General features: G+C 42.1%; 19 protein-coding genes. 14 read left to right on the top strand and 5 right to left on the bottom strand.

The annotated features are described in order from the left end of the window. Window positions 1-113: 113 nt before the first annotated feature. Window positions 114-1,460, bottom strand: a complete 1,347-nt coding sequence (gene gor, locus B7721_RS08040) for a glutathione-disulfide reductase (protein WP_084878459.1) — start codon at window positions 1,458-1,460, stop codon at window positions 114-116. A 246-nt stretch (window positions 1,461-1,706) separates the two neighbouring features. Here gor and B7721_RS08035 point away from each other — a divergent pair, with 246 nt between their 5' ends. The 4 genes from B7721_RS08035 (at window position 1,707) to metG (ending at window position 6,971) form a co-directional block, all read left to right on the top strand. Further along, on the top strand, window positions 1,707-2,891 hold the full coding sequence (locus B7721_RS08035; protein WP_084878457.1) for an efflux RND transporter periplasmic adaptor subunit: 1,185 nt from the start codon (window positions 1,707-1,709) through the stop codon (window positions 2,889-2,891). After that, window positions 2,875-3,576: an ABC transporter ATP-binding protein gene (locus B7721_RS08030; RefSeq protein ID WP_084878456.1), complete on the top strand. Its 702-nt coding sequence runs from the start codon at window positions 2,875-2,877 to the stop codon at window positions 3,574-3,576. Before B7721_RS08035 ends, B7721_RS08030 begins: the two co-directional genes overlap by 17 nt. A 1-nt stretch (window position 3,577) precedes the next feature. After that, entirely contained in the window at window positions 3,578-4,837 is a 1,260-nt protein-coding gene (locus B7721_RS08025) for an ABC transporter permease (protein ID WP_001180391.1), read from the top strand. A 136-nt stretch (window positions 4,838-4,973) separates the two neighbouring features. Then, window positions 4,974-6,971 carry a methionine--tRNA ligase gene (gene metG / locus B7721_RS08020; RefSeq protein ID WP_084878454.1) on the top strand — a complete coding sequence of 666 codons (1,998 nt, stop codon included), beginning with the start codon at window positions 4,974-4,976 and terminating at the stop codon, window positions 6,969-6,971. Window positions 6,972-6,987: 16 nt separating this feature from the next. On the opposite strand, the gene B7721_RS08015 is transcribed toward metG, so the two are convergent. From B7721_RS08015 to coaA, 3 genes are all read right to left on the bottom strand, one after another. Continuing rightward, window positions 6,988-7,521 carry a DNA topology modulation protein gene (locus B7721_RS08015; RefSeq protein ID WP_084878452.1) on the bottom strand — a complete coding sequence of 178 codons (534 nt, stop codon included), beginning with the start codon at window positions 7,519-7,521 and terminating at the stop codon, window positions 6,988-6,990. 52 nt (window positions 7,522-7,573) lie between these two features. Beyond that, complete coding sequence (rpsT, locus tag B7721_RS08010; protein WP_001274000.1) at window positions 7,574-7,810, bottom strand: 30S ribosomal protein S20; 237 nt, start codon at window positions 7,808-7,810, stop codon at window positions 7,574-7,576. A 67-nt stretch (window positions 7,811-7,877) separates the two neighbouring features. Continuing rightward, the gene (coaA, locus tag B7721_RS08005) at window positions 7,878-8,798 is read right to left on the bottom strand and encodes a type I pantothenate kinase (protein WP_084878450.1); all 921 of its coding nucleotides are present in this window, start codon (window positions 8,796-8,798) and stop codon (window positions 7,878-7,880) included. 234 nt (window positions 8,799-9,032) lie between these two features. Between coaA and B7721_RS08000 the strand changes: the two genes are divergently transcribed. The 8 genes from B7721_RS08000 (at window position 9,033) to B7721_RS07965 (ending at window position 16,782) form a co-directional block, all read left to right on the top strand. Next, the gene (locus tag B7721_RS08000; protein WP_084878448.1) at window positions 9,033-9,623 is read left to right on the top strand and encodes a class I SAM-dependent methyltransferase; all 591 of its coding nucleotides are present in this window, start codon (window positions 9,033-9,035) and stop codon (window positions 9,621-9,623) included. Beyond that, window positions 9,620-10,897, top strand: a complete 1,278-nt coding sequence (locus B7721_RS07995) for a pyrimidine-nucleoside phosphorylase (RefSeq protein ID WP_084878446.1) — start codon at window positions 9,620-9,622, stop codon at window positions 10,895-10,897. Before B7721_RS08000 ends, B7721_RS07995 begins: the two co-directional genes overlap by 4 nt. A 19-nt stretch (window positions 10,898-10,916) precedes the next feature. Further along, window positions 10,917-11,579 carry a deoxyribose-phosphate aldolase gene (gene deoC, locus B7721_RS07990; RefSeq protein WP_084878444.1) on the top strand — a complete coding sequence of 221 codons (663 nt, stop codon included), beginning with the start codon at window positions 10,917-10,919 and terminating at the stop codon, window positions 11,577-11,579. Further along, window positions 11,566-11,955 carry a cytidine deaminase gene (locus B7721_RS07985; protein ID WP_000246111.1) on the top strand — a complete coding sequence of 130 codons (390 nt, stop codon included), beginning with the start codon at window positions 11,566-11,568 and terminating at the stop codon, window positions 11,953-11,955. Before deoC ends, B7721_RS07985 begins: the two co-directional genes overlap by 14 nt. A gap of 89 nt (window positions 11,956-12,044) precedes the next feature. Next, window positions 12,045-13,100, top strand: a complete 1,056-nt coding sequence (locus B7721_RS07980; protein WP_049477645.1) for a BMP family lipoprotein — start codon at window positions 12,045-12,047, stop codon at window positions 13,098-13,100. 136 nt (window positions 13,101-13,236) lie between these two features. Continuing rightward, window positions 13,237-14,772 (top strand): ABC transporter ATP-binding protein, encoded by a 1,536-nt coding sequence (locus B7721_RS07975; protein WP_084878443.1) that lies wholly within the window; start codon window positions 13,237-13,239, stop codon window positions 14,770-14,772. Further along, window positions 14,765-15,823, top strand: a complete 1,059-nt coding sequence (locus B7721_RS07970) for an ABC transporter permease (protein ID WP_000038684.1) — start codon at window positions 14,765-14,767, stop codon at window positions 15,821-15,823. The genes B7721_RS07975 and B7721_RS07970 overlap by 8 nt, the downstream gene beginning before the upstream one ends. A 2-nt stretch (window positions 15,824-15,825) precedes the next feature. Then, a complete protein-coding gene (locus tag B7721_RS07965; protein WP_084878441.1) occupies window positions 15,826-16,782 on the top strand; it encodes an ABC transporter permease in 957 nt (318 codons plus the stop codon). A 32-nt stretch (window positions 16,783-16,814) separates the two neighbouring features. Here B7721_RS07965 and plsY read toward each other — a convergent pair whose 3' ends face one another. Further along, on the bottom strand, window positions 16,815-17,456 hold the full coding sequence (gene plsY / locus B7721_RS07960) for a glycerol-3-phosphate 1-O-acyltransferase PlsY (protein WP_084878439.1): 642 nt from the start codon (window positions 17,454-17,456) through the stop codon (window positions 16,815-16,817). Between the two features lie 135 nt (window positions 17,457-17,591). Between plsY and parE the strand changes: the two genes are divergently transcribed. Both parE and B7721_RS07950 read left to right on the top strand, forming a co-directional pair. Further along, window positions 17,592-19,535 carry a DNA topoisomerase IV subunit B gene (gene parE, locus B7721_RS07955; RefSeq protein WP_084878438.1) on the top strand — a complete coding sequence of 648 codons (1,944 nt, stop codon included), beginning with the start codon at window positions 17,592-17,594 and terminating at the stop codon, window positions 19,533-19,535. Window positions 19,536-19,672: 137 nt separating this feature from the next. Next, window positions 19,673-20,839: a hypothetical protein gene (locus tag B7721_RS07950; protein WP_084878436.1), complete on the top strand. Its 1,167-nt coding sequence runs from the start codon at window positions 19,673-19,675 to the stop codon at window positions 20,837-20,839. Window positions 20,840-20,921 lie beyond the last annotated feature (82 nt).

Genomic DNA, 20,921 nt, shown 5'->3' with positions numbered 1-20,921 from the left:
ACTATTATACTAATTTAGAAAGAAAAGTCAACCAGTTTTTAAATTAAAGGTAACAATTTTGTAACGGCCGATTTTACAAGTAAAAAGAGACCTCAAGAGGTCTCTTACAATAATTAGCGCATGGTTACAAATTCTTCTGAGGCGGTTGGGTGGATAGCTACTGTAGCATCAAAGTCCGCCTTGGTAGCCCCCATCTTGATGGCAACAGCGAATCCTTGAATCATCTCATCCACTCCATAACCAAGTCCGTGTAGGCCAATAACTTTTTCGTCATCACCGGCGGTGATGAGTTTGAAACGAGATTCTTGACGATGGCTTGTAACGGCTGAGTACATAGATGCAAAGCTTGACTTGTAGACTTTGATGTTATCTTGGCCGTATTCTTTGATAGCTTGATCCTCGGTCAAACCGACTGTTCCGATTGCTGGGTGGGAGAAGACAACAGTAGGGATAGTCGTGTAGTCCATCTTGGCATTTGTTTTCCCGTTGAAGAGGCGTTCAGATAAGGTACGTCCTGCCTTGATGGCTACCGGGGTCAGTTCCTTCTCACCAGTAACATCTCCAAGAGCATAGATGCCATCTACAACTGTATTTTGGTATTCATCTACTTGGATAAATCCACGTTGGTTGAGTGTGACGCCAGCCTTTTCTAACTCCAGACCGTCTACATTTGGACGGCGACCGGTAGCCCAGATAACTTGGCTGGCAGTGTGACTAGAACCATCTTCGAAATGAATGGTAATACCTTGCTCTGATTCTTCTAGTTTGGCTGGTACCTTATGTGTGTGTAAAGGTAGACCTGTTTTTTCCATTTCATTGACAAGTCCTTCAACGATGTAGCTGTCAAAACCACGCAAGGGACGATCACGACGGACAAACAAATCCGTTTTTACTCCTAGTGCGTGGAGAACACCTGCTAATTCAACGGCGATATAGCCAGCTCCAAGAATCGCAACGGAGTCAGGAAGTTGCTCCCAAGCAAAGACATCGTCTGAGCTGCCACCGAGTTCAGCTCCAGGAATAGTTGGGATGCTTGGACGAGCGCCAGTCGCAATCACGATATGCTTGGCACGAATCAATTCACCATTAACGCTGACCGTATGAGCATCAACGAAATGAGCACGACCTTCAATCAAATCAACCCCATTGCGCTTGAAACTTCCGTCATAAGATGAGCGAGCACGGTCGATGTAGGCTTCACGGTTTTGACGAAGTTTAGCAAAATCAAATTGAACATCTGAACTTGTAAAACCGTAGTCAGGGCCGTAGTGGTGGAAGTTTTCAGCGATTTGCGCTCCATACCACATGATTTTTTTAGGAACACAGCCGACATTGACGCAGGTTCCACCTAATTTTTTCTCCTCGATAACAGCTGCTTTAGCCCCGTGTTCACCAGCTCGGTTCATAGTGGCGATACCGCCACTTCCTCCACCGATGGCGATGATATCATATTCTCTCATAGAAAACTCCTTATAGCTTTGATAGTCATATTCTATCGTTTTTACTATTTGAATGCAAAAATTTGCTACGTTAAAAAAAATTAGAAAAACGCTTGCCAAATTCAAAAAGATGTTGTATTATATACCTAGCACAATAATCCAATAAACGAATGCCGAACGAAATAATGATCCTGAATTGTCATTGTTTGGTCTCGGTATTTCTGATATAATGGTTTTTGTAAGGCAAAAGAATAAAGGAGCTTAAAAATGAAAAGAAATAAGAAGGCAAAAAAATGGCAATTATACACAGCGATTGGTGTTGCCAGTGCTATTGTTATCGGTGCTGCGGGGATTTTGATTTTTAGACAACCTTCCCAGTCAGCTGTCAAGGAGGAAACCTCTCATATCGTTACTGCTAAGGAAGGTTCTGTTGCTTCATCGGTTCTCTTGTCAGGTACGGTTACAGCAAAAAATGAACAATACGTTTATTTTGATGCTAGTAAGGGAGATTTAGATGAAATTCTTGTTTCTGTTGGGGATAAGGTCGAAGAAGGGCAAGCGTTGGTCAAATACAGCAGTGCAGATGCTCAAGCTGCCTATGATGCAGCCGATCGTGCAGTTGCAAAGGCAGACCGTCATATCGAGGAGTTAAACAAGGCTCGTGAAAATGCATCAGCTACACCAGCTTCTCCACAGGTTCCAACAGAAGCTGGACTCCCAGAGCAAGCACCAGCCGCAACTTCTTCCGTATCCTCTATTGATTCTCAAATAAGTGATGCCAAGGATAACCGTGCAGATGCTGTGGCTCAGCTCAACAAGGCCCAAACACAGCTAGATGCTGCAACTGTCCTCAGTACACTAGAAGGGACTGTAGTTGAAGTTAATCGTAATGTTTCCAAATCGCCAACAGGTAATAGCCAAGTGGTAGTACATGTCGTAAGTAATGAAAACTTGCAGGTCAAAGGTGAGTTATCTGAATACAATCTTGCCAACCTCTCTGTAGGGCAAGAAGTTACCTTTACTTCGAAGGTTTACCAAGATAAGAGCTGGACAGGAAAAATCAGCTATATTTCTGATTATCCTAAAAACAATGGAGAAGCAGCAAATGCATCCCTTGGAGGAAATACTGGATCTAAGTACCCTTATACTGTTGATGTGACTAGCGATATCGGTGAGTTGAAACAAGGCTTCTCTGTCAGTGTGGAAGTCAAAAACAAGAGTAAAGCCATCCTTGTTCCTTTGACAAGCGTCATTACCGAAAATGACAAAAACTATGTCTGGCTTGTAGACGACCAGAAAAAAGCGAAGAAGGTAGAAGTTACATTGGGGAATGCCGACGCAGACAACCAAGAAATTACTTCAGGTGTGACAGACGGAGCCAAGGTCATCAGTAATCCAACATCTTCCTTGGAAGAAGGAAAAGAGGTGAAGGCTGATGAAAAAATTAATTAGTCTAAAAAATATCTGCAGGAGTTATCGAAATGGTGACCAAGAACTGCAGGTCCTAAAAAATATTAACTTAGAAGTTCATGAAGGTGAGTTTGTTGCCATTATGGGACCATCTGGTTCTGGTAAGTCTACGTTGATGAATACCATAGGAATGTTGGATACACCAACTAGTGGAGAGTACTATCTTGATGGCCAAGAAGTGGCAGGTCTTGGAGAGAAACAATTGGCCAAGATCCGTAACCAGCAAATCGGCTTTGTCTTTCAGCAGTTCTTTCTCTTGTCCAAACTCAATGCGCTTCAAAATGTCGAATTGCCCTTGATTTACGCTGGTGTTTCGGCTTCAAAACGTCGAGAATTGGCGGAGGAATTTCTGGAAAAGGTTGAGCTGACGGAGCGTAGTTATCATTTACCTTCGGAATTATCCGGTGGTCAAAAGCAACGTGTAGCGATTGCGCGTGCTTTGGTAAATAATCCTTCTATCATCCTAGCAGACGAACCTACAGGAGCCTTGGATACTAAGACGGGAAATCAAATCATGCAACTGTTGGTGGAGCTAAACAAGGAAGGGAAAACCATTATCATGGTCACGCATGAGCCTGAGATTGCTGCCTATGCCAAACGCCAGATTGTTATTCGTGATGGGATCATCTCGTCCGACAGTGCTCAGGTAGAAAAGGAGGAAAACTAAGATGCAGAATCTGAAATTTGCCTTTTCATCCATCATGGCCCACAAGATGCGTTCCTTCCTCACCATGATTGGGATTATCATCGGAGTTTCGTCTGTCGTTGTCATCATGGCTCTGGGAGACTCCATGTCTCGTCAGGTCAATAAAAACATGACCAAATCACAGAAGGATATCCATGTCTTTTTCTCACCTATCAAGAGCAAGGACGGTTCCTTTACGCAGAAACAATCCGCTTTGACAGTCAGCGGGAAAGAAGAGGATGTTCATGTTGAACCACCAAAACCACTGGAGTCTTGGGTCAAGGAGGCTGCCAAACTTAAAGGAGTAGACAGCTACTATGTCACCAACTCGACCAACGTTACCCTATCTTATAAGGATAAGAAGGTTGAACGAGCGACTCTGACAGGCGGAAATAGCACCTACATGAACGCAGTTGAAAATGAAATCGTTGCGGGTAGAAGTCTAAGACCGCAAGACTACAAGGAATTTGCCAGTGTGATTTTGCTGGATGAAGAACTAGCCAAGAGTTTGTTTGATAGTCCAGAAGCTGCGATTAATCAAATCATTTCTGTCAATGAATTTAGTTACCGTGTGATTGGCGTTTATACTAGCAATGAAGCTAAAACTGCTAAAGCCTTTGGGATTGGTGGTCTTCCAATTACGACTAATATCTCCCTCGCAGCCAATTTTAATACTGATGAAATCTCGAACATCGTCTTTCGTGTCAATGATACTAGTCTAACGCAGACCTTGGGACCAGAGTTGGCTCGAAAATTGACTGAGATTGCTGGTCTTCAGCAAGGGGAGTACCAAGTTGCGGATGCAACTGCCGCCTTCCAAGAGGTACAACAACTATTTGGTTTTATGACCACCATTATCAGTGCCATCGCAGGAATCTCTCTCTTTGTCGGGGGAACTGGTGTTATGAATATCATGCTGGTTTCGGTGACAGAACGCACGCGTGAGATTGGTTTGCGGAAAGCGCTTGGAGCTACTCGGGCTAATATCTTGGTTCAGTTTTTGATTGAATCCATGATCTTGACCTTGCTAGGTGGTGTCATCGGTCTTGGGATTGCTGCTGGAATGACCATGTTAGCTGGAGTATTGCTTCAAAACATGATTGCAGGTATCGAAGTTGGGGTTTCCCTCCCAATCGCTCTATTTAGCTTGGCTGTTTCAGCAAGTGTTGGGATGATTTTTGGAGTCTTGCCAGCCAATAAAGCGTCTAAGCTCGATCCAATCGAAGCCCTTCGCTATGAATAAGATATAGAACAGAAAAAAACAAGATGGACATTTGTCTGTCTTGTTTTTGTATGGATTTTCCTATCGAAAATCACTAAAAATATGATATAATGAAGTGTTAGAAAAACAGGTTTCATTTGCCTGGAAAGGAAAAATTATGTCTGAAAAGAATTTTTATATTACAACACCGATTTACTATCCATCTGGTAAACTTCATATCGGTTCTGCCTACACAACCATCGCTTGTGATGTCCTAGCTCGTTACAAACGCCTCATGGGCTACGATGTCTTTTATCTGACAGGTCTTGACGAGCATGGTCAGAAAATCCAGCAAAAAGCGGAAGAAGCTGGCATCACACCACAAGCCTATGTTGATGGGATGGCGGTTGGCGTCAAAGAACTCTGGAAATTACTCGATATTTCTTATGATAAATTCATCCGTACAACTGATGACTACCATGAAAAAGTAGTGGCTCAGGTCTTTGAACGCTTGCTTGCTCAAGATGATATTTACTTGGGTGAATACTCTGGCTGGTATTCAGTCTCAGATGAGGAATTCTTTACAGAAAGCCAGCTTGCGGAAGTTTTCCGTGATGAAGCTGGAAATGTAACGGGTGGTATTGCTCCTTCGGGTCACGAGGTTGAATGGGTTTCTGAAGAGTCTTACTTCCTTCGCCTCAGCAAATACCAAGACCGTTTGGTTGAATTTTTCAAATCGCACCCTGATTTCATCACTCCAGATGGTCGCCTTAATGAAATGTTGCGTAACTTCATTGAGCCAGGTTTAGAAGATTTGGCAGTGTCTCGTACAACCTTTACCTGGGGAGTACCAGTCCCATCAAATCCAAAACACGTTGTCTATGTTTGGATTGACGCCCTTCTTAACTATGCGACTGCTCTTGGTTACGGTCAAGAGGATCATGCTAACTTTGACAAGTTCTGGAACGGAACAGTCTTCCACATGGTCGGAAAAGATATTCTCCGTTTCCACTCAATCTACTGGCCAATTCTTCTCATGATGTTGGATATGAAGTTGCCTGATCGCTTGATTGCCCATGGTTGGTTTGTCATGAAAGACGGCAAGATGTCTAAGTCTAAAGGGAATGTCGTTTACCCTGAAATGTTAGTAGAACGTTATGGACTGGATCCACTTCGTTACTACCTCATGCGTAGCCTTCCAGTCGGTTCAGACGGAACCTTTACTCCTGAGGACTACGTTGGCCGTATCAACTATGAATTAGCAAATGATCTTGGAAACCTCCTTAACCGTACAGTTTCCATGATTAACAAGTACTTTGATGGTCAAATCCCTGCCTATGTAGAGGGTGTAACAGAGTTTGATAATGCTCTTTCTGAGGTTGCAGAACAATCAATCGCAGACTACCATACACACATGGATGCTGTTGATTACCCACGTGCTTTAGAAGCAGTCTGGGCACTTATCTCACGTACCAACAAATACATCGATGAGACAGCCCCATGGGTCTTGGCTAAGGATGAAGAGCACCGTGACCAATTGGCAAGTGTCATGAGCCACTTGGCAGCCAGCCTTCGTGTCGTAGCTCACATGATTGAGCCGTTTATGATGGAAACCAGTCGTGCAGTCTTGACTCAACTTGGTCTAGCAGAAGTTTCTAGCCTTGAGAACTTGAACCTAGCTGACTTGCCATCAGGTGTGAATGTTGTAGCCAAAGGAACTCCAATCTTCCCACGTCTGGATATGGAAGAAGAAATCGCTTATATCAAGGAACAAATGGAAGGCAACAAACCAGAGGTTGAAAAAGAATGGAATCCAGATGAAGTTGAACTCAAACTAAACAAGGAAGAAATCAAGTTTGAAGACTTCGATAAGGTTGAAATTCGTGTCGCAGAAGTCAAAGAAGTTTCGAAAGTAGAAGGTTCTGATAAGTTGCTTCAATTCCGCTTGGATGCTGGTGATGGTGAAGACCGTCAAATCCTCTCAGGAATAGCTAAATACTATCCAAACGAACAAGAATTGGTCGGCAAGAAAGTCCAAATCGTTGCCAACCTCAAACCACGTAAGATGATGAAGAAATATGTCAGTCAAGGGATGATCCTCTCAGCTGAACATGATGGACAATTAACCCTTCTCACAGTTGATCCAGCTGTACCAAACGGAAGTGTGATTGGCTAATAGCAAAAAACCAACGTTATACACGTTGGTTTTTCTTGTTATGTACGAGATTTTCTAAGAAGTAATCCATCTCCTTTTGCGACTTGAGGACAATTACTTTCTCAGGGAAGGTTTCTTGAACCCGTTGATAGCGTTCTTTAGCATTCTTTGTCCGCCCATCCCATAGAATCCATCGGATAAAATCCCAGTCAAAGCGTTCAGGACAGCCTGCTGCCATACTTTCTCTGACCTTGCCTCGGTATTTGAGATAACGCTTAAAGGCCCTCAGTAAGCAAGTCCAAGGTGAAAAATTGAGGAAGATGATTTGGTCAGCTTCTTGCATTCTTTCCTCGTAATAGCACCAAGAGTAGTTGCCATCGATAACCCAAGCTTCATGCTTTGTGAAAAAGTTTTTCATCTCGCCCAACATCCATTCGCGGTCACTGTCTTGCCAACCAGGTTGAAATTGGAGCGTATCCATATGCAGTTTGGGTATGGAGTAGTAGTTAGATAACTTTTCTGCTAGAGTTGACTTACCAGCTCCAGAATATCCTATAATTGCGATTTTCATTTTCTACCTTTTCTGATTAGAGGACAAAAAAACAGCCTCTATGGACTGTTTCTTATTTAGCAAGTTTAGCTGAAAGACGAGCTTTATCGCGGCTTGCTTTGTTTTTATGAATCAAACCTTTAGTTTCTGCTTTGTCGATAGCTGAGCTAGCAGCACGGAAAAGTTCTTCAGAAGGGTTTGCTTCGAAAGCTTTGATAGCAGTACGCATAGCTGATTTTTGAGCTGAGTTTTTTTCGTTTTGTTTAACGTTCAATTCAGCGCGTTTGATAGCTGATTTAATGTTTGCCAATGTTCTTACCTCCATATTTACTAACTATACCATTATATATGAAAACTTAGGTTTTGACAAGGGGAAATTATTTTTTTAGGTAAATTTCATCGATTTCATGGTTTTTAGTCTTGTGGAGAATAACCTCAGCACGATTCCTTGTCGGTTCGATATAGTTTTGTAGATTTGTAAGGTTGATATCACTCCATACTTGGTGGGCAAAAGACTCTACTTCCCCTATTGGCATTTGCGTAAAGCGGTGGTAGTAGCTGTTGGGATCATTTTGGGCAAAGCTGAGCAGCTTTAAGAAACGATCCAGATACCAGCTTTCAATGTCTTCAACTGCTGCATCCACATAGATGGAGAAATCAAAGAAATCAGTAATGTAAAGGCGCTCATTTTGAGGGTTTTGAAAGACATTGATGCCTTCGACAATGACAAAATCAGCAGCTTTGACACGTTGTTTCTCTCCAGGAACGATGTCATACACTTCATGAGAATAGACAGGAATATCGACATCTTGCCCATTCTTTAGGCGGTCAAGAAAATTCAGCAAGGTTTCCATATCATAACTTTCAGGAAAACCTTTGCGATTTAAGATACCTTGGTCAATTAACGTTTGATTGGGATAGAGAAAACCATCAGTTGTCACTAACTCCACAGTGGCGTCAGTAACTGTACGAGACAGAAGGATTTGCAGAAGTCGGCTAGTTGTTGATTTGCCAACGGCAACACTTCCCGAAACTCCGATGATGAAGGGCTGAGATTTACTCTCTCTTTGGAGAAAAATCCCCTTAGAGAAGGCTAAATCCTCTTTGGTGCGTTTGTAAATTTGGATGAGATGAGCTAATGGTAAATAAATATCTGTCACATCTTGTAGGCTGATTTGGTCGTTAAAACTCTTGATTGAGTCTAGTTCTTCTTCCGTCAAGGGAGGGGCTGACTTGCGGTGCAAGGACTGCCAGGTTTCACGGCTGATTTTTTCAAAATGTAAAAATTCGTTGGTCATATTCTTTCCTCGTTCGATATCTTAGTATATCATATTTTTCATCTAAAGAGAGAATGAAATTCGATATCTCTCATTCTGATTCTTGAAAGTTGCTATAAGTTGCTCTAAAAGGTCAAAAATAGAGGAAAGAATACTGGAATTCTTTAATTATTATCATAACAGATTTAGTTTGTTTGTTGAATTTTAGCTTTGTAAACGATTTTATATTTCCTTAAAATATGGTAAAATAAATTTATGAGTAAAATGTATTATGCAGAAAATCCTGATGCAGCTCACGATATTCATGACTTGAGAGTAGAGTTGCTGGGACATAAATTGACCTTTTTAACGGACGCAGGTGTCTTTAGTAAAAAGATGATTGACTTTGGGAGTCAGCTCTTGCTCAAGTGTCTAGAGGTAAATGAAGGGGAGACGGTCCTTGATGTAGGTTGTGGTTATGGGCCGTTGGGCTTGTCATTAGCCAAGGCTTATGGAGTTCAGGCGACCATGGTTGATATCAATATTCGTGCCTTGGACTTAGCGCGACAAAATGCTGAACGAAATAAAATTGAGGCGACGATTTTCCAATCCAATATCTATGAACAAGTTGAAGGGAAATTTGACCATGTTATTTCCAATCCGCCTATTCGAGCGGGCAAACAGGTTGTTCATGAGATTATCGAAAAGAGCAGAGATTTCTTGAATGACGGAGGAGATTTAACCATTGTCATTCAGAAAAAACAAGGAGCTCCAAGTGCTAAAAGTAAGATGGAAGACGTTTTTGGAAATTGTGAAATCGTAAAGAAAGATAAGGGATACTATATCCTTAGAAGTGTGAAAGAATGAGAGCAGTTGATTTAATCCAAAAGAAACGAGATGGTCAAGAACTGACTACAGCTGAAATCAAATGGCTAGTAGAAGGCTATGTGGCTGGAACTGTTCCAGATTATCAAATGTCTGCTTTTGCTATGGCTGTTTATTTTAAAGGAATGACCACACGTGAGATTTCTGATCTGACGATGAATATGGTTAAAACAGGTCAGGAGTTTGATTTGTCAGCTATTGAGGGGGTTAAAGTTGATAAGCATTCGACTGGTGGTGTAGGTGATAAAGTGACCTTAATCTTGGCTCCCCTTGTTGCGAGTTTCGGTGTGCCTGTTGCTAAAATGAGTGGTCGTGGTCTCGGCCATACTGGTGGGACAATTGATAAATTGGAGTCCATTAAGGGCTATCAAGTCGAGAGAAGTCAAGAGGATTTCATTCGTCAGGTACAGGATATTGGTGTATCTGTCATTGGGCAGTCCGATCAGCTGGTTAAAGCAGATAAACTTCTCTATGCCCTCCGTGATGTGACAGCAACTGTCGACACGATCCCTTTGATTGCGAGTTCGGTGATGAGCAAGAAAATTGCTGCAGGAGCGGATGCCATTTTGCTAGATGTAACGGTCGGTGAGGGTGCCTTCATGAAGACTGTTGATGAGGCGCGCGAATTGGCTCAAACCATGGTGGATCTTGGTAAGGCCGTTGGTCGAAAGACAGTAGCAGTCATTACCGATATGAGCCAACCCTTGGGGAAAGCTATTGGCAATCGTCTCGAAATCCTTGAGGCAATCGAGATTCTCCAAGGAAAAGGCCGAGAAGATATTAGTCACTTTATCTGCGAGCTAGCTCAGATTATGCTTGGGTTGGCTGATGTTGAGAGAACGATCGAGGAAATCCGTCAACACCTGGAAAATGGCCAAGCACTGGCTAAGTTTGAAGAAATGGTAGCAGCACAAGGCGGTGATTTAGAAGATCTCTATCGCCCCGTCAAAGTTGCCCATGTGGTGGAAATTCCAGCTCAAGATACAGGTGTTATTTCAGCTCTTCCTGCAATGGAATTTGGGCTCTATGCCATGAGACTAGGAGCTGGTCGTGCAATCAAGTCTGATGACTTGGACTATGAAACAGGGATTGTTTTTGAAAAGAAAGTTGGAGACTCCGTTCAAAAGGGTGAAATTGTTGCAAAAGTTTATACAAATGGAAAAATTTCTTCTGAACTAGTTACAGAATTTCAAAAATATGTTAAAATAAATGATGGAGTGCAAAGTTTACGAGAAATTATAGAAATTATCTCATAAAACCAGGGAGAATCCGAATATGAAATTAAATAAATATATCGATCATACGCTTTTAAAGCAAGATGCAAGCCAAGAACAAATTGATCGTTTGCTATCTGAAGCGCGTGAGTATGACTTTGCCAGCGTTTGTGTCAATCCCACATGGGTTAAACATGCGAAAACAGGGCTTGAAGGCTCAGATGTAAAAGTTTGTACAGTAATAGGTTTTCCTTTGGGAGCAACAACTTCAGCTGTGAAAGCTTTTGAAACAAAAGAAGCTGTCCAAAACGGCGCAGATGAGATTGATATGGTTATCAATGTCGGTGCCCTCAAATCAGGTAATCTTGATTTGGTTGAATCGGACATCCGTGCTATCGTAGAAGCAAGTGGTGACAAGTTGGTTAAGGTCATTATTGAAGCTTGCTTGTTGACAGACGATGAAAAGGTTGTGGCCTGCCAATTATCCCAGAAAGCAGGCGCTGACTTTGTCAAAACATCAACTGGATTTTCAACAGGTGGTGCCACTATTGAGGATGTTCAGTTGATGCGTGAAACAGTCGGGCCAGATATGGGAGTTAAGGCGGCTGGTGGAGCTCGTTCATATGCAGATGCTGTCGCTTTTGTGGAAGCAGGCGCTACCCGTATCGGAACATCTGCTGGTGTAACAATCTTAAAAGGAGAATTAGCAGATGGCGACTACTGAGTTGATTGAACTAGCAATTGAAACCAGCAAACAAGCCTATGTCCCCTATTCTCACTTTCCTATCGGAGCTGTTTTAGTTGCCAAGGATGGTAGCATTTATACGGGTGTCAATATCGAGAATGCTAGTTATCCCTTGACTAATTGTGGAGAACGTACTGCTATTTTTAAAGCAGTTTCGGAGGGGCAACGGGAGTTTTCAGAGTTGATTGTCTACGGACAAACTGAAAAACCCATCTCGCCATGTGGTGCTTGTCGCCAGGTCATGGTTGAATTTTTTGAACAAGATCTAAAAGTGACTTTAGTCGCTAAAGATAAATCGACGGTCGAGATGACGGTCGGGGAGTTACTTCCATACTCATTTACAGACTTAAATTAGTCTGAGTCACTCTCTGAGTGATGCGGTCCTTGTGACCAAACAATCCATACTTGCAACATCGTTGCACATCTTATTTAGGAGGTTCAGTAATGAACAAGAAACAATGGCTAGGCCTTGGTCTAGTTGCAGTAGCAGCAGTTGGACTTGCTGCATGTGGTAACCGCTCTTCTCGTAACGCCGCTTCATCTTCATCAGAAATGAAGACCAAAGCAGCAATCGTAACAGATACTGGTGGTGTTGATGATAAATCATTTAACCAATCAGCTTGGGAAGGTTTGCAAGACTGGGGTAAAGAACACAATCTTTCTAAAGATAAAGGTTACACTTACTTCCAATCAACAAGCGAAGCAGACTATGCTAACAACTTGCAACAAGCGGCTGGAAGTTACAACCTGATCTTCGGTGTTGGTTTTGCTCTTCACAATGCAGTTGAGGAAGCAGCAAAAGACCACTCTGACCTAAACTATGTCTTGATTGATGATGTGATTGAAGGTCAAAAGAATGTTGCGAGCGTAAGATTTGCGGATAACGAAGCAGCTTACCTTGCTGGTGTTGCAGCAGCGAAAACTACGAAAACAAAACAAGTTGGTTTTGTAGGTGGTATCGAATCTGAAGTTATTTCACGTTTTGCAGCTGGATTCAAGGCTGGTGTTGAGTCAGTAGACCCATCTATCAAAGTCCAAGTTGACTACGCTGGTTCATTTGGTGATGCTGCCAAAGGTAAAACAATTGCAGCAGCTCAATACGCTGCCGGTGCAGACGTTGTCTACCAAGCAGCTGGTGGTACAGGTGCTGGTGTCTTTGCTGAAGCAAAATCATTAAATGAAAACAAAAATGAAGACGAAAAAGTTTGGGTTATCGGTGTAGACCGTGACCAAGCAGCAGAAGGTAAATACACTTCTAAAGATGGTAAAGAATCTAACTTCGTTCTTGTATCTACATTGAAACAAGTTGGTACAACTGTAAAAGATATTGCCAACAAAACAGAAAAAGGTGAATTCCCTGGTGGACAAGTGATTGTTTACTCATTGAAAGATAAAGGGGTTGAGCTAGCAGTAACAAACCTTTCAGAAGAAGGTAAAAAAGCTGTTGAAGATGCAAAAGCTAAAATCCTTGACGGAAGCGTAAAAGTTCCTGAAAAATAATGGATAAAAGTCATTTCTTAGGAAGCGGCCATTGGTCGCTTCTTTAAGAATTGAGGCAATTTTTGTCTCAATAGAGCTTGTTAATGTGATTAGCAGGTTTTATTGAAATAAAATAAACCTCTGAAAGGAAGAGCACATGGCACACGAAAATGTCATTGAGATGCGGGATATTACCAAGGTGTTTGGTGAATTTGTAGCAAACGACAAAATCAACTTGCAACTGCGAAAAGGTGAAATCCATGCACTTTTAGGAGAAAATGGAGCGGGTAAATCCACTCTGATGAATATGCTGGCAGGACTTCTTGAACCAACGAGTGGTGAAATTGTGGTGAATGGTCAGGTTGTAAAACTAGACTCACCATCTAAAGCCGCTGGTCTTGGAATTGGGATGGTTCACCAACATTTCATGTTAGTTGAGGCTTTTACAGTAGCTGAGAATATCATTTTAGGGAGTGAAATCACTAAAAATGGCGTTCTAGATATAGCTGGTGCTACTAAAGAAATCAAGGCTCTTTCTGAACGTTATGGTTTGGCAGTGGATCCTGCTGCTAAAGTGGCGGATATTTCCGTTGGTGCCCAACAACGTGTAGAGATCTTGAAAACACTCTATCGTGGTGCTGATATCCTTATCTTTGATGAACCTACAGCTGTATTGACTCCTTCAGAGATTGATGAGTTGATGGCAATCATGAAAAACCTTGTCAAAGAAGGGAAGTCCATTATTTTGATTACCCACAAGTTAGATGAGATTCGTGCGGTATCGAATCGAGTGACGGTTATCCGTCGTGGGAAATCAATCCAGACAGTTGAAATCGCAGGGGCAACCAATGCGGACTTGGCAGAAATGATGGTTGGACGCTCTGTCTCCTTTAAAACGGAAAAACAGGCACCACAACCCAAAGAAGTGGTCTTGTCTATCAAAGACTTGGTTGTCAATGAAAACCGCGGTGTACCAGCTGTGAAGAATCTTTCTTTGGATGTTCGTGCTGGTGAAATCGTCGGTATTGCAGGTATTGATGGCAATGGTCAATCTGAACTCATTCAAGCCATTACAGGCCTTCGCAAGGTTGAGTCAGGTAGTGTTGAATTAAAAGGCAAATCAATCGTAGGGATGCATCCTCGACAAATTACAGAACTCAGCGTGGGGCATGTTCCTGAAGACCGCCACCGGGATGGCTTGATTTTGGAGATGATGATTTCAGAAAATATCGCTCTTCAAACCTACTACAAAGAACCACTCAGCAAGAATGGTATCTTGAACTATGCCAATATCACTTCACATGCTAGGAAATTGATGGAAGAATTTGACGTCCGTGCGGCAAGCGAATTTGTTCCAGCGGCAGCTCTTTCAGGAGGAAATCAACAAAAAGCGATTATTGCTCGTGAGATTGATCGTGATCCTGAACTCCTTATCGTCAGCCAGCCAACTCGTGGTTTGGATGTCGGTGCCATTGAATATATCCACAAACGTTTGATTGAAGAGCGCGATAACGGGAAAGCTGTTCTTGTTGTCAGTTTTGAATTGGATGAGATTTTAAATGTCTCAGACCGAATTGCTGTTATTCATGATGGTAAGATTCAGGGTATTGTGTCGCCAGAAACGACTAACAAACAAGAACTTGGTGTCTTGATGGCTGGTGGAAACTTGGGAAAGGAGAAGAGTGATGTCTAAAAAATTACAACAAATTTCGGTTCCCTTGATTTCCGTATTCTTAGGAATCTTGCTCGGAGCCATTGTCATGTGGATCTTCGGCTATGATGCTATCTGGGGTTATGAGGAGTTGTTTTATACAGCTTTTGGTAGCCTCCGTGGGATTGGAGAAATTTTCCGTGCCATGGGTCCTCTGGTCTTGATTGGTCTTGGTTTCGCTGTCGCTAGTCGGGCAGGTTTCTTTAACGTTGGTTTGCCAGGTCAAGCGCTAGCGGGATGGATTCTAAGCGGTTGGTTTGCCTTGTCAAATCCAGATATGCCTCGTCTCGTTTTGATTCCATTAACAGTAATTATTGCTTTGATCGCAGGTGGAATTGTTGGTGCGATTCCAGGTATCCTCAGAGCCTATCTCGGTACGTCAGAGGTTATCGTGACCATCATGATGAACTACATTGTATTGTATGTGGGAAATGCCTTTATTCATGCCTTTCCTAAAGATATTATGCAAAGTACAGACTCAACGATTCGTGTTAGTGCCAATGCTACATACCAGACACCATGGTTATCAGAGTTGACTGGAAATTCCCGTATGAATATCGGAATCTTCTTTGCCATTATTGCTGTTGGCGTGATTTGGTTCTTGCTAAAGAAAACGACTCTCGGTTTTGAAATTCGTGCAGTTGGTCTCAATCCCCATGCCTCAGAGTACGCTGGTATTTCAGCAAAACGTACAATCATCCTATCAATGATTATCTCTGGTGCCTTGGCTGGTCTTGGTGGAGCTGTCGAAGGTCTTGGAACTTTCCAAAACGTTTACGTTCAGGGCTCATCATTAGCTATCGGATTTAACGGGATGGCAGTTAGTTTGCTTGCTGGAAATTCACCAATTGGAATTCTCTTTGCAGCCTTCTTATTTGGAGTTTTGCAAGTAGGAGCACCGGGTATGAACGCAGCGCAAGTTCCGTCTGAGCTTGTCAGCATTGTAACAGCGTCTATTATCTTCTTTGTCAGCGTTCACTACATTATCGAACGCTTTGTCAAACCTAAAAAACAAGTTAAAGGAGGTAAGTAAGGATGTCTATTACAACATTACTCACCCTCTTGGTCTCTTCTATGCTGATTTACTCAGCACCACTTATTTTTACGAGTATCGGAGGAGTTTTCTCTGAACGTGGTGGTGTCGTTAACGTCGGTCTTGAAGGAATTATGGTTATGGGAGCCTTTTCTGGGGTTGTCTTTAACCTTGAATTTGCAGAACAACTTGGAGCAGCGACCCCTTGGATTTCCTTGTTAGTTGCTGGTATCGTGGGAGCTATTTTCTCCCTCATCCATGCAGTCGCTACAGTTCATTTCCGTGCGGACCATGTTGTCAGTGGTACAGTATTGAACTTGATGGCTCCTGCCTTAGCAGTTTTCTTGGTTAAAGTTCTTTATAACAAAGGGCAAACGGATAACTTAAGCCAGACTTTTGGACGTTTTGATTTCCCAGTTTTGGCTGATATCCCTGTGATTGGAGATATCTTCTTCAAGTCAACCAGTCTACTAGGTTATATCGCTATTGCCTTCTCTTTCCTTGCTTGGTTTATCCTCTTCAAGACCCGCTTTGGTCTTCGTCTTCGCTCTGTTGGTGAACACCCTCAAGCAGCGGATACCTTGGGGATCAATGTCTACAAAATGAGATATCTTGGGGTTGTTATTTCAGGTTTCCTTGGTGGAATTGGGGGAGCGATTTATGCTCAATCAATTTCTGTCAACTTCTCAGTGACAACTATTGTCGGTCCTGGATTTATCGCTCTTGCTGCGATGATCTTTGGTAAATGGAATCCAATCGGTGCTATGCTTTCAAGTCTCTTCTTTGGACTCTCTCAAAGTTTGGCCGTTATCGGATCTCAACTTCCTTTCTTGCAAGGAGTTCCTACGGTATACCTTCAAATCGCGCCTTATGTTTTGACAATTCTTGTCTTGGCAGCCTTCTTCGGAAAAGCAGTTGCTCCTAAGGCAGATGGTATCAACTACATCAAATCTAAATAAGTATACAAAAACGCCAGTTTGGAACTGGCGTTTTATTTTTTAGGATTTTGATGTGTTAAGTTTAGTCCCCAAGGAACAAGGTTTTCAGTTTTGTTTTTGATGCGTGTAATATTATCCTTGTGACGGATGATAATCAAGCTAGCAAGTGCTAGGATAATCACGATAAAAAGAAGGTCATAGCTACTTAAGATAAACCCAAATAGTGGGAAAATCAGAACCCCAATTACAGCAGCAATAGAAGCAACAACGCTAGATAGTGAGATCATACTGCCCAAGTAGAGGGTTCCAAAGAATACGATTGCCAGGTAGAGACAGAAGACAGGCGCAAATCCGAAAACAACCCCAGCGCTAGTTGCGACAGCCTTGCCTCCTTTAAATCCTGCAAAGATAGGAAAGGTATGTCCAATTACGGCCAAAAGTCCAAAGACGAGAGGTGATATACCTTGTTGGTGGAAAAGAATAGGAAGGAGAGTGGCCAAGGTCCCTTTAAAGAAGTCAATCACAAAGGTTGCCATACCTGCCTTCTTACCTAAAATACGGAAAGTATTGGTCGTTCCAGTATTTCCAGAACCGTGTTCACGCAGATTTGTTTGAAAGAAAGCTTGTCCAATCCAGAGACCAGACGGAATCGAACCTAGCAAATAAGCTAGTATTAATAATACAAATGTCATCATAGACCTATTATACCATGAAATGCTGTGGAAAGTCAGAGAATATCTTGTGAAATTGTGACAGCTGAATGGGAAAAATTTTGCAAAATCCCCAGAAAACCTGTAAAATAGTAAAGATGAACAAATAGGAGGTTCCTTGTGTCAAAAAAGGAAATCAGTATTAATAACTACAATGATGACGCCATTCAGGTGCTAGAAGGGTTGGATGCGGTCCGTAAACGTCCGGGGATGTATATCGGATCAACTGACGGTGCGGGTCTCCATCACCTAGTCTGGGAAATTGTGGACAATGCAGTCGATGAAGCCTTGTCTGGATTTGGTGATCGCATTGATGTGACCATCAATAAAGACGGAAGTTTAACCGTTCAAGACCATGGTCGAGGAATGCCGACTGGGATGCACGCCATGGGGATTCCAACCGTTGAGGTTATCTTTACCATTCTCCACGCTGGAGGAAAATTTGGTCAAGGTGGCTACAAGACATCAGGTGGTCTTCACGGAGTGGGATCTTCAGTCGTGAATGCCTTATCTAGCTGGTTAGAAGTGGAAATTACCCGTGATGGTGCAATATATAGACAGCGTTTTGAAAATGGTGGGAAACCCGTCACAACCTTGAAGAAAATTGGGACAGCAGCTAAGTCCAAGACAGGTACCAAGGTTACCTTCATGCCAGATGCCAGTATCTTTTCTACGACTGACTTCAAGTACAATACCATTTCAGAACGACTCAATGAGTCAGCCTTTCTCTTAAAAAATGTTACCTTGTCGCTAACTGACAAACGAACAGATGAAACGATTGAATTCCATTATGAGAACGGGGTACAAGACTTTGTTTCTTACCTCAACGAAGACAAGGAAACCTTGACGCCAGTTCTATACTTTGAAGGCGAAGACAATGGTTTCCAAGTGGAAGTAGCTCTCCAGTACAATGATGGATTTTCAGATAACATTCTGTCCTTTGTCAATAACGTTCGCACCAAGGATGGTGGAACGCATGAGACAGGACTCAAGTCAGCCATTACCAAGGTCATGAATGACTACGCTCGTAAGACAGGTCTTCTCAAGGAAAAAGATAAAAATCTTGAAGGATCAGACTATCGTGAGGGACTTGCTGCCGTCCTTTCTATCCTAGTTCCTGAAGAACACCTCCAGTTTGAAGGTCAGACCAAGGACAAGCTAGGAAGCCCACTAGCTCGCCCTATTGTTGATAGCATTGTCGCAGAAAAATTAACCTTCTTCCTCATGGAAAATGGAGAACTAGCTTCCAATCTCATCCGCAAGGCTATCAAGGCTCGTGATGCTCGTGAAGCAGCTCGTAAGGCACGTGATGAGAGCCGAAATGGCAAGAAAAACAAGAAAGACAAAGGCTTACTTTCTGGGAAATTAACCCCAGCCCAGTCTAAAAATCCTGCTAAGAACGAACTCTATCTGGTCGAGGGGGACTCTGCCGGTGGTTCTGCCAAGCAAGGTCGTGACCGTAAGTTTCAGGCTATTTTGCCTCTTCGTGGTAAGGTTATCAATACAGCCAAGGCCAAGATGGCAGATATCCTCAAAAATGAAGAAATCAATACCATGATTTATACCATCGGAGCGGGTGTAGGGGCAGATTTCTCCCTTGAAGATGCCAACTATGACAAGATTATTATCATGACCGATGCGGATACAGATGGTGCCCATATTCAGACCTTGCTCTTGACATTTTTCTATCGTTACATGCGTCCCCTAGTTGAGGCAGGACATGTCTATATAGCCCTTCCGCCTCTTTACAAGATGTCCAAAGGCAAAGGCAAGAAAGAAGAAGTGGCCTACGCTTGGACGGACGGAGAGCTAGAAGAACTCCGCAAGCAGTTCGGTAAAGGGGCTACCCTCCAACGCTATAAAGGTCTTGGTGAGATGAACGCGGACCAGCTTTGGGAAACAACCATGAATCCAGAAACCCGTACCCTCATCCGTGTTACGATTGAAGACTTAGCACGCGCCGAACGTCGCGTCAATGTCCTCATGGGTGACAAGGTCGAACCACGCCGTAAGTGGATTGAGGACAATGTCAAGTTTACGCTTGAGGAAAGTGGGGCGTTTTAACGGAGTACTTTTCATTGGAGCAAAAGCTCCTAATGAAAAGATGCTTGCTGCTATCAGGCGGATAAGCTAACTCCCTTACTAGCTCGAAGAGCAAAAAATAACGTTTTGCTATTCTCACGTCGTAGGAGGAGAAGTGTATGGCAAATAAAAAGAAAAAACAAAAGAGTATTCCAGAAAAAGATATTAAAAAAGAATTTGTTGCGAAGGTTAATCTATCTAGTAAAACTAATCAAAAAAAGGGAAATACAAGTGATATTGAAAACAAAACGGATAACGCAAGTTTCATCATTCCTCAACCTTTACTGATAAAAAATAAGGATAATGATAAAACTGTTTTTGAAAAGATTATTCAGTTTTTGCCTTTGGTAATTTCTATAATATCGTTAGGCTTTACGATGTTTCTAGGATTTAGGACAATTGAAAATAATGAAAAGAACCAAGAGAATAATATCAAAAATCAGGAAAATAATAAAATTAATCAGGATAGAAGCAAATATCTTGATACAACAAATTTTAATATTGTTCAAAATTTCTGGCAAGAGAATCCAAGCTATACATTGTATAACGAATCTACAAAACCATTAACTATACCGCCCAAACCGTCTTACTATATGTATATCCCTGCTAAACTATTTTGGATTTTTAAAGACGGTACGCGTTTCTCGAATTTAATTTTATTACCTGTATCTTATGATAATGTTATCAGTCAATCAAGTACAGGTAAAACTATTGACGAAATTACTACCTCAGTTCTTCCGAAAAATTTTTATGGAAAACTAGGAGCCAGGGATTTAAGGTCTAGATTTTATGGTCATCCTGGTATTGATAATATCGCTTATGAGTTACGAGTGTATCCGTTTTTGGCTATAGATACAAAATTAAATTATTCTTACAAAGATAAACCGGAAATACCTATATCAGAGAATTTTGTGACTACTCCGTGGAGTAAGGAGCCTCTTTCAGATACTAGATATAATGATTTAGAAAATTATACAAGAAATATTGCTCATTTTCCTGAGAACGAAATAAAAATTGTTGGAGATGATAATATTTATGATACTGCTTTTGCATATTTAGATTCACAATTTTCTAAATTCATTCCAATGCTAAAGGAGGGGTTTAAGAACAATGAAGAACAGCAAAGGTATTATACTCTTATGGGAAATCGCTGGGATATGAAATATGATCCCCAAAAGGATATTCTTGATTATGCGAAGCCGAGTGAGGATAACTTTCATTCTCTCGGTAGGGAACTTTCTGATAAGGTTATCCCTGCTAAAGATCCTCTTTACCCTGACTATTAGAGGAAAGAATTCACTAAAAAAGACCCCAGCCGCCTCGTCGGGAAATCCGACAAGTTAGTTTAAGTGGCAGGGAGAACAGCGG

Source organism: Streptococcus oralis subsp. oralis, from assembly GCF_002096445.1.
Classification (GTDB): domain Bacteria; phylum Bacillota; class Bacilli; order Lactobacillales; family Streptococcaceae; genus Streptococcus; species Streptococcus oralis_N.
This window is presented reverse-complemented; position numbering and strand designations above follow the sequence as displayed.

Bases quoted from the DNA above. Each gene is read 5' to 3' on its own strand.
- B7721_RS08000 (WP_084878448.1), top strand. From the start codon at position 9,033: ATGAGTAAAATGTATTATGCAGAAAATCCTGATGCAGCTCACGATATT.
- B7721_RS07950 (WP_084878436.1), top strand. From the start codon at position 19,673: ATGGCAAATAAAAAGAAAAAACAAAAGAGTATTCCAGAAAAAGATATT.
- B7721_RS07975 (WP_084878443.1), top strand. From the start codon at position 13,237: ATGGCACACGAAAATGTCATTGAGATGCGGGATATTACCAAGGTGTTT.
- metG (WP_084878454.1), top strand. From the start codon at position 4,974: ATGTCTGAAAAGAATTTTTATATTACAACACCGATTTACTATCCATCT.
- plsY (WP_084878439.1), bottom strand. From the start codon at position 17,456: ATGATGACATTTGTATTATTAATACTAGCTTATTTGCTAGGTTCGATT.
- B7721_RS07995 (WP_084878446.1), top strand. From the start codon at position 9,620: ATGAGAGCAGTTGATTTAATCCAAAAGAAACGAGATGGTCAAGAACTG.
- B7721_RS08035 (WP_084878457.1), top strand. From the start codon at position 1,707: ATGAAAAGAAATAAGAAGGCAAAAAAATGGCAATTATACACAGCGATT.
- B7721_RS08015 (WP_084878452.1), bottom strand. From the start codon at position 7,521: ATGAAAATCGCAATTATAGGATATTCTGGAGCTGGTAAGTCAACTCTA.
- gor (WP_084878459.1), bottom strand. From the start codon at position 1,460: ATGAGAGAATATGATATCATCGCCATCGGTGGAGGAAGTGGCGGTATC.
- B7721_RS07965 (WP_084878441.1), top strand. From the start codon at position 15,826: ATGTCTATTACAACATTACTCACCCTCTTGGTCTCTTCTATGCTGATT.
- B7721_RS08030 (WP_084878456.1), top strand. From the start codon at position 2,875: ATGAAAAAATTAATTAGTCTAAAAAATATCTGCAGGAGTTATCGAAAT.
- B7721_RS07980 (WP_049477645.1), top strand. From the start codon at position 12,045: ATGAACAAGAAACAATGGCTAGGCCTTGGTCTAGTTGCAGTAGCAGCA.
- coaA (WP_084878450.1), bottom strand. From the start codon at position 8,798: ATGACCAACGAATTTTTACATTTTGAAAAAATCAGCCGTGAAACCTGG.
- deoC (WP_084878444.1), top strand. From the start codon at position 10,917: ATGAAATTAAATAAATATATCGATCATACGCTTTTAAAGCAAGATGCA.
- B7721_RS08025 (WP_001180391.1), top strand. From the start codon at position 3,578: ATGCAGAATCTGAAATTTGCCTTTTCATCCATCATGGCCCACAAGATG.
- B7721_RS07970 (WP_000038684.1), top strand. From the start codon at position 14,765: ATGTCTAAAAAATTACAACAAATTTCGGTTCCCTTGATTTCCGTATTC.
- B7721_RS07985 (WP_000246111.1), top strand. From the start codon at position 11,566: ATGGCGACTACTGAGTTGATTGAACTAGCAATTGAAACCAGCAAACAA.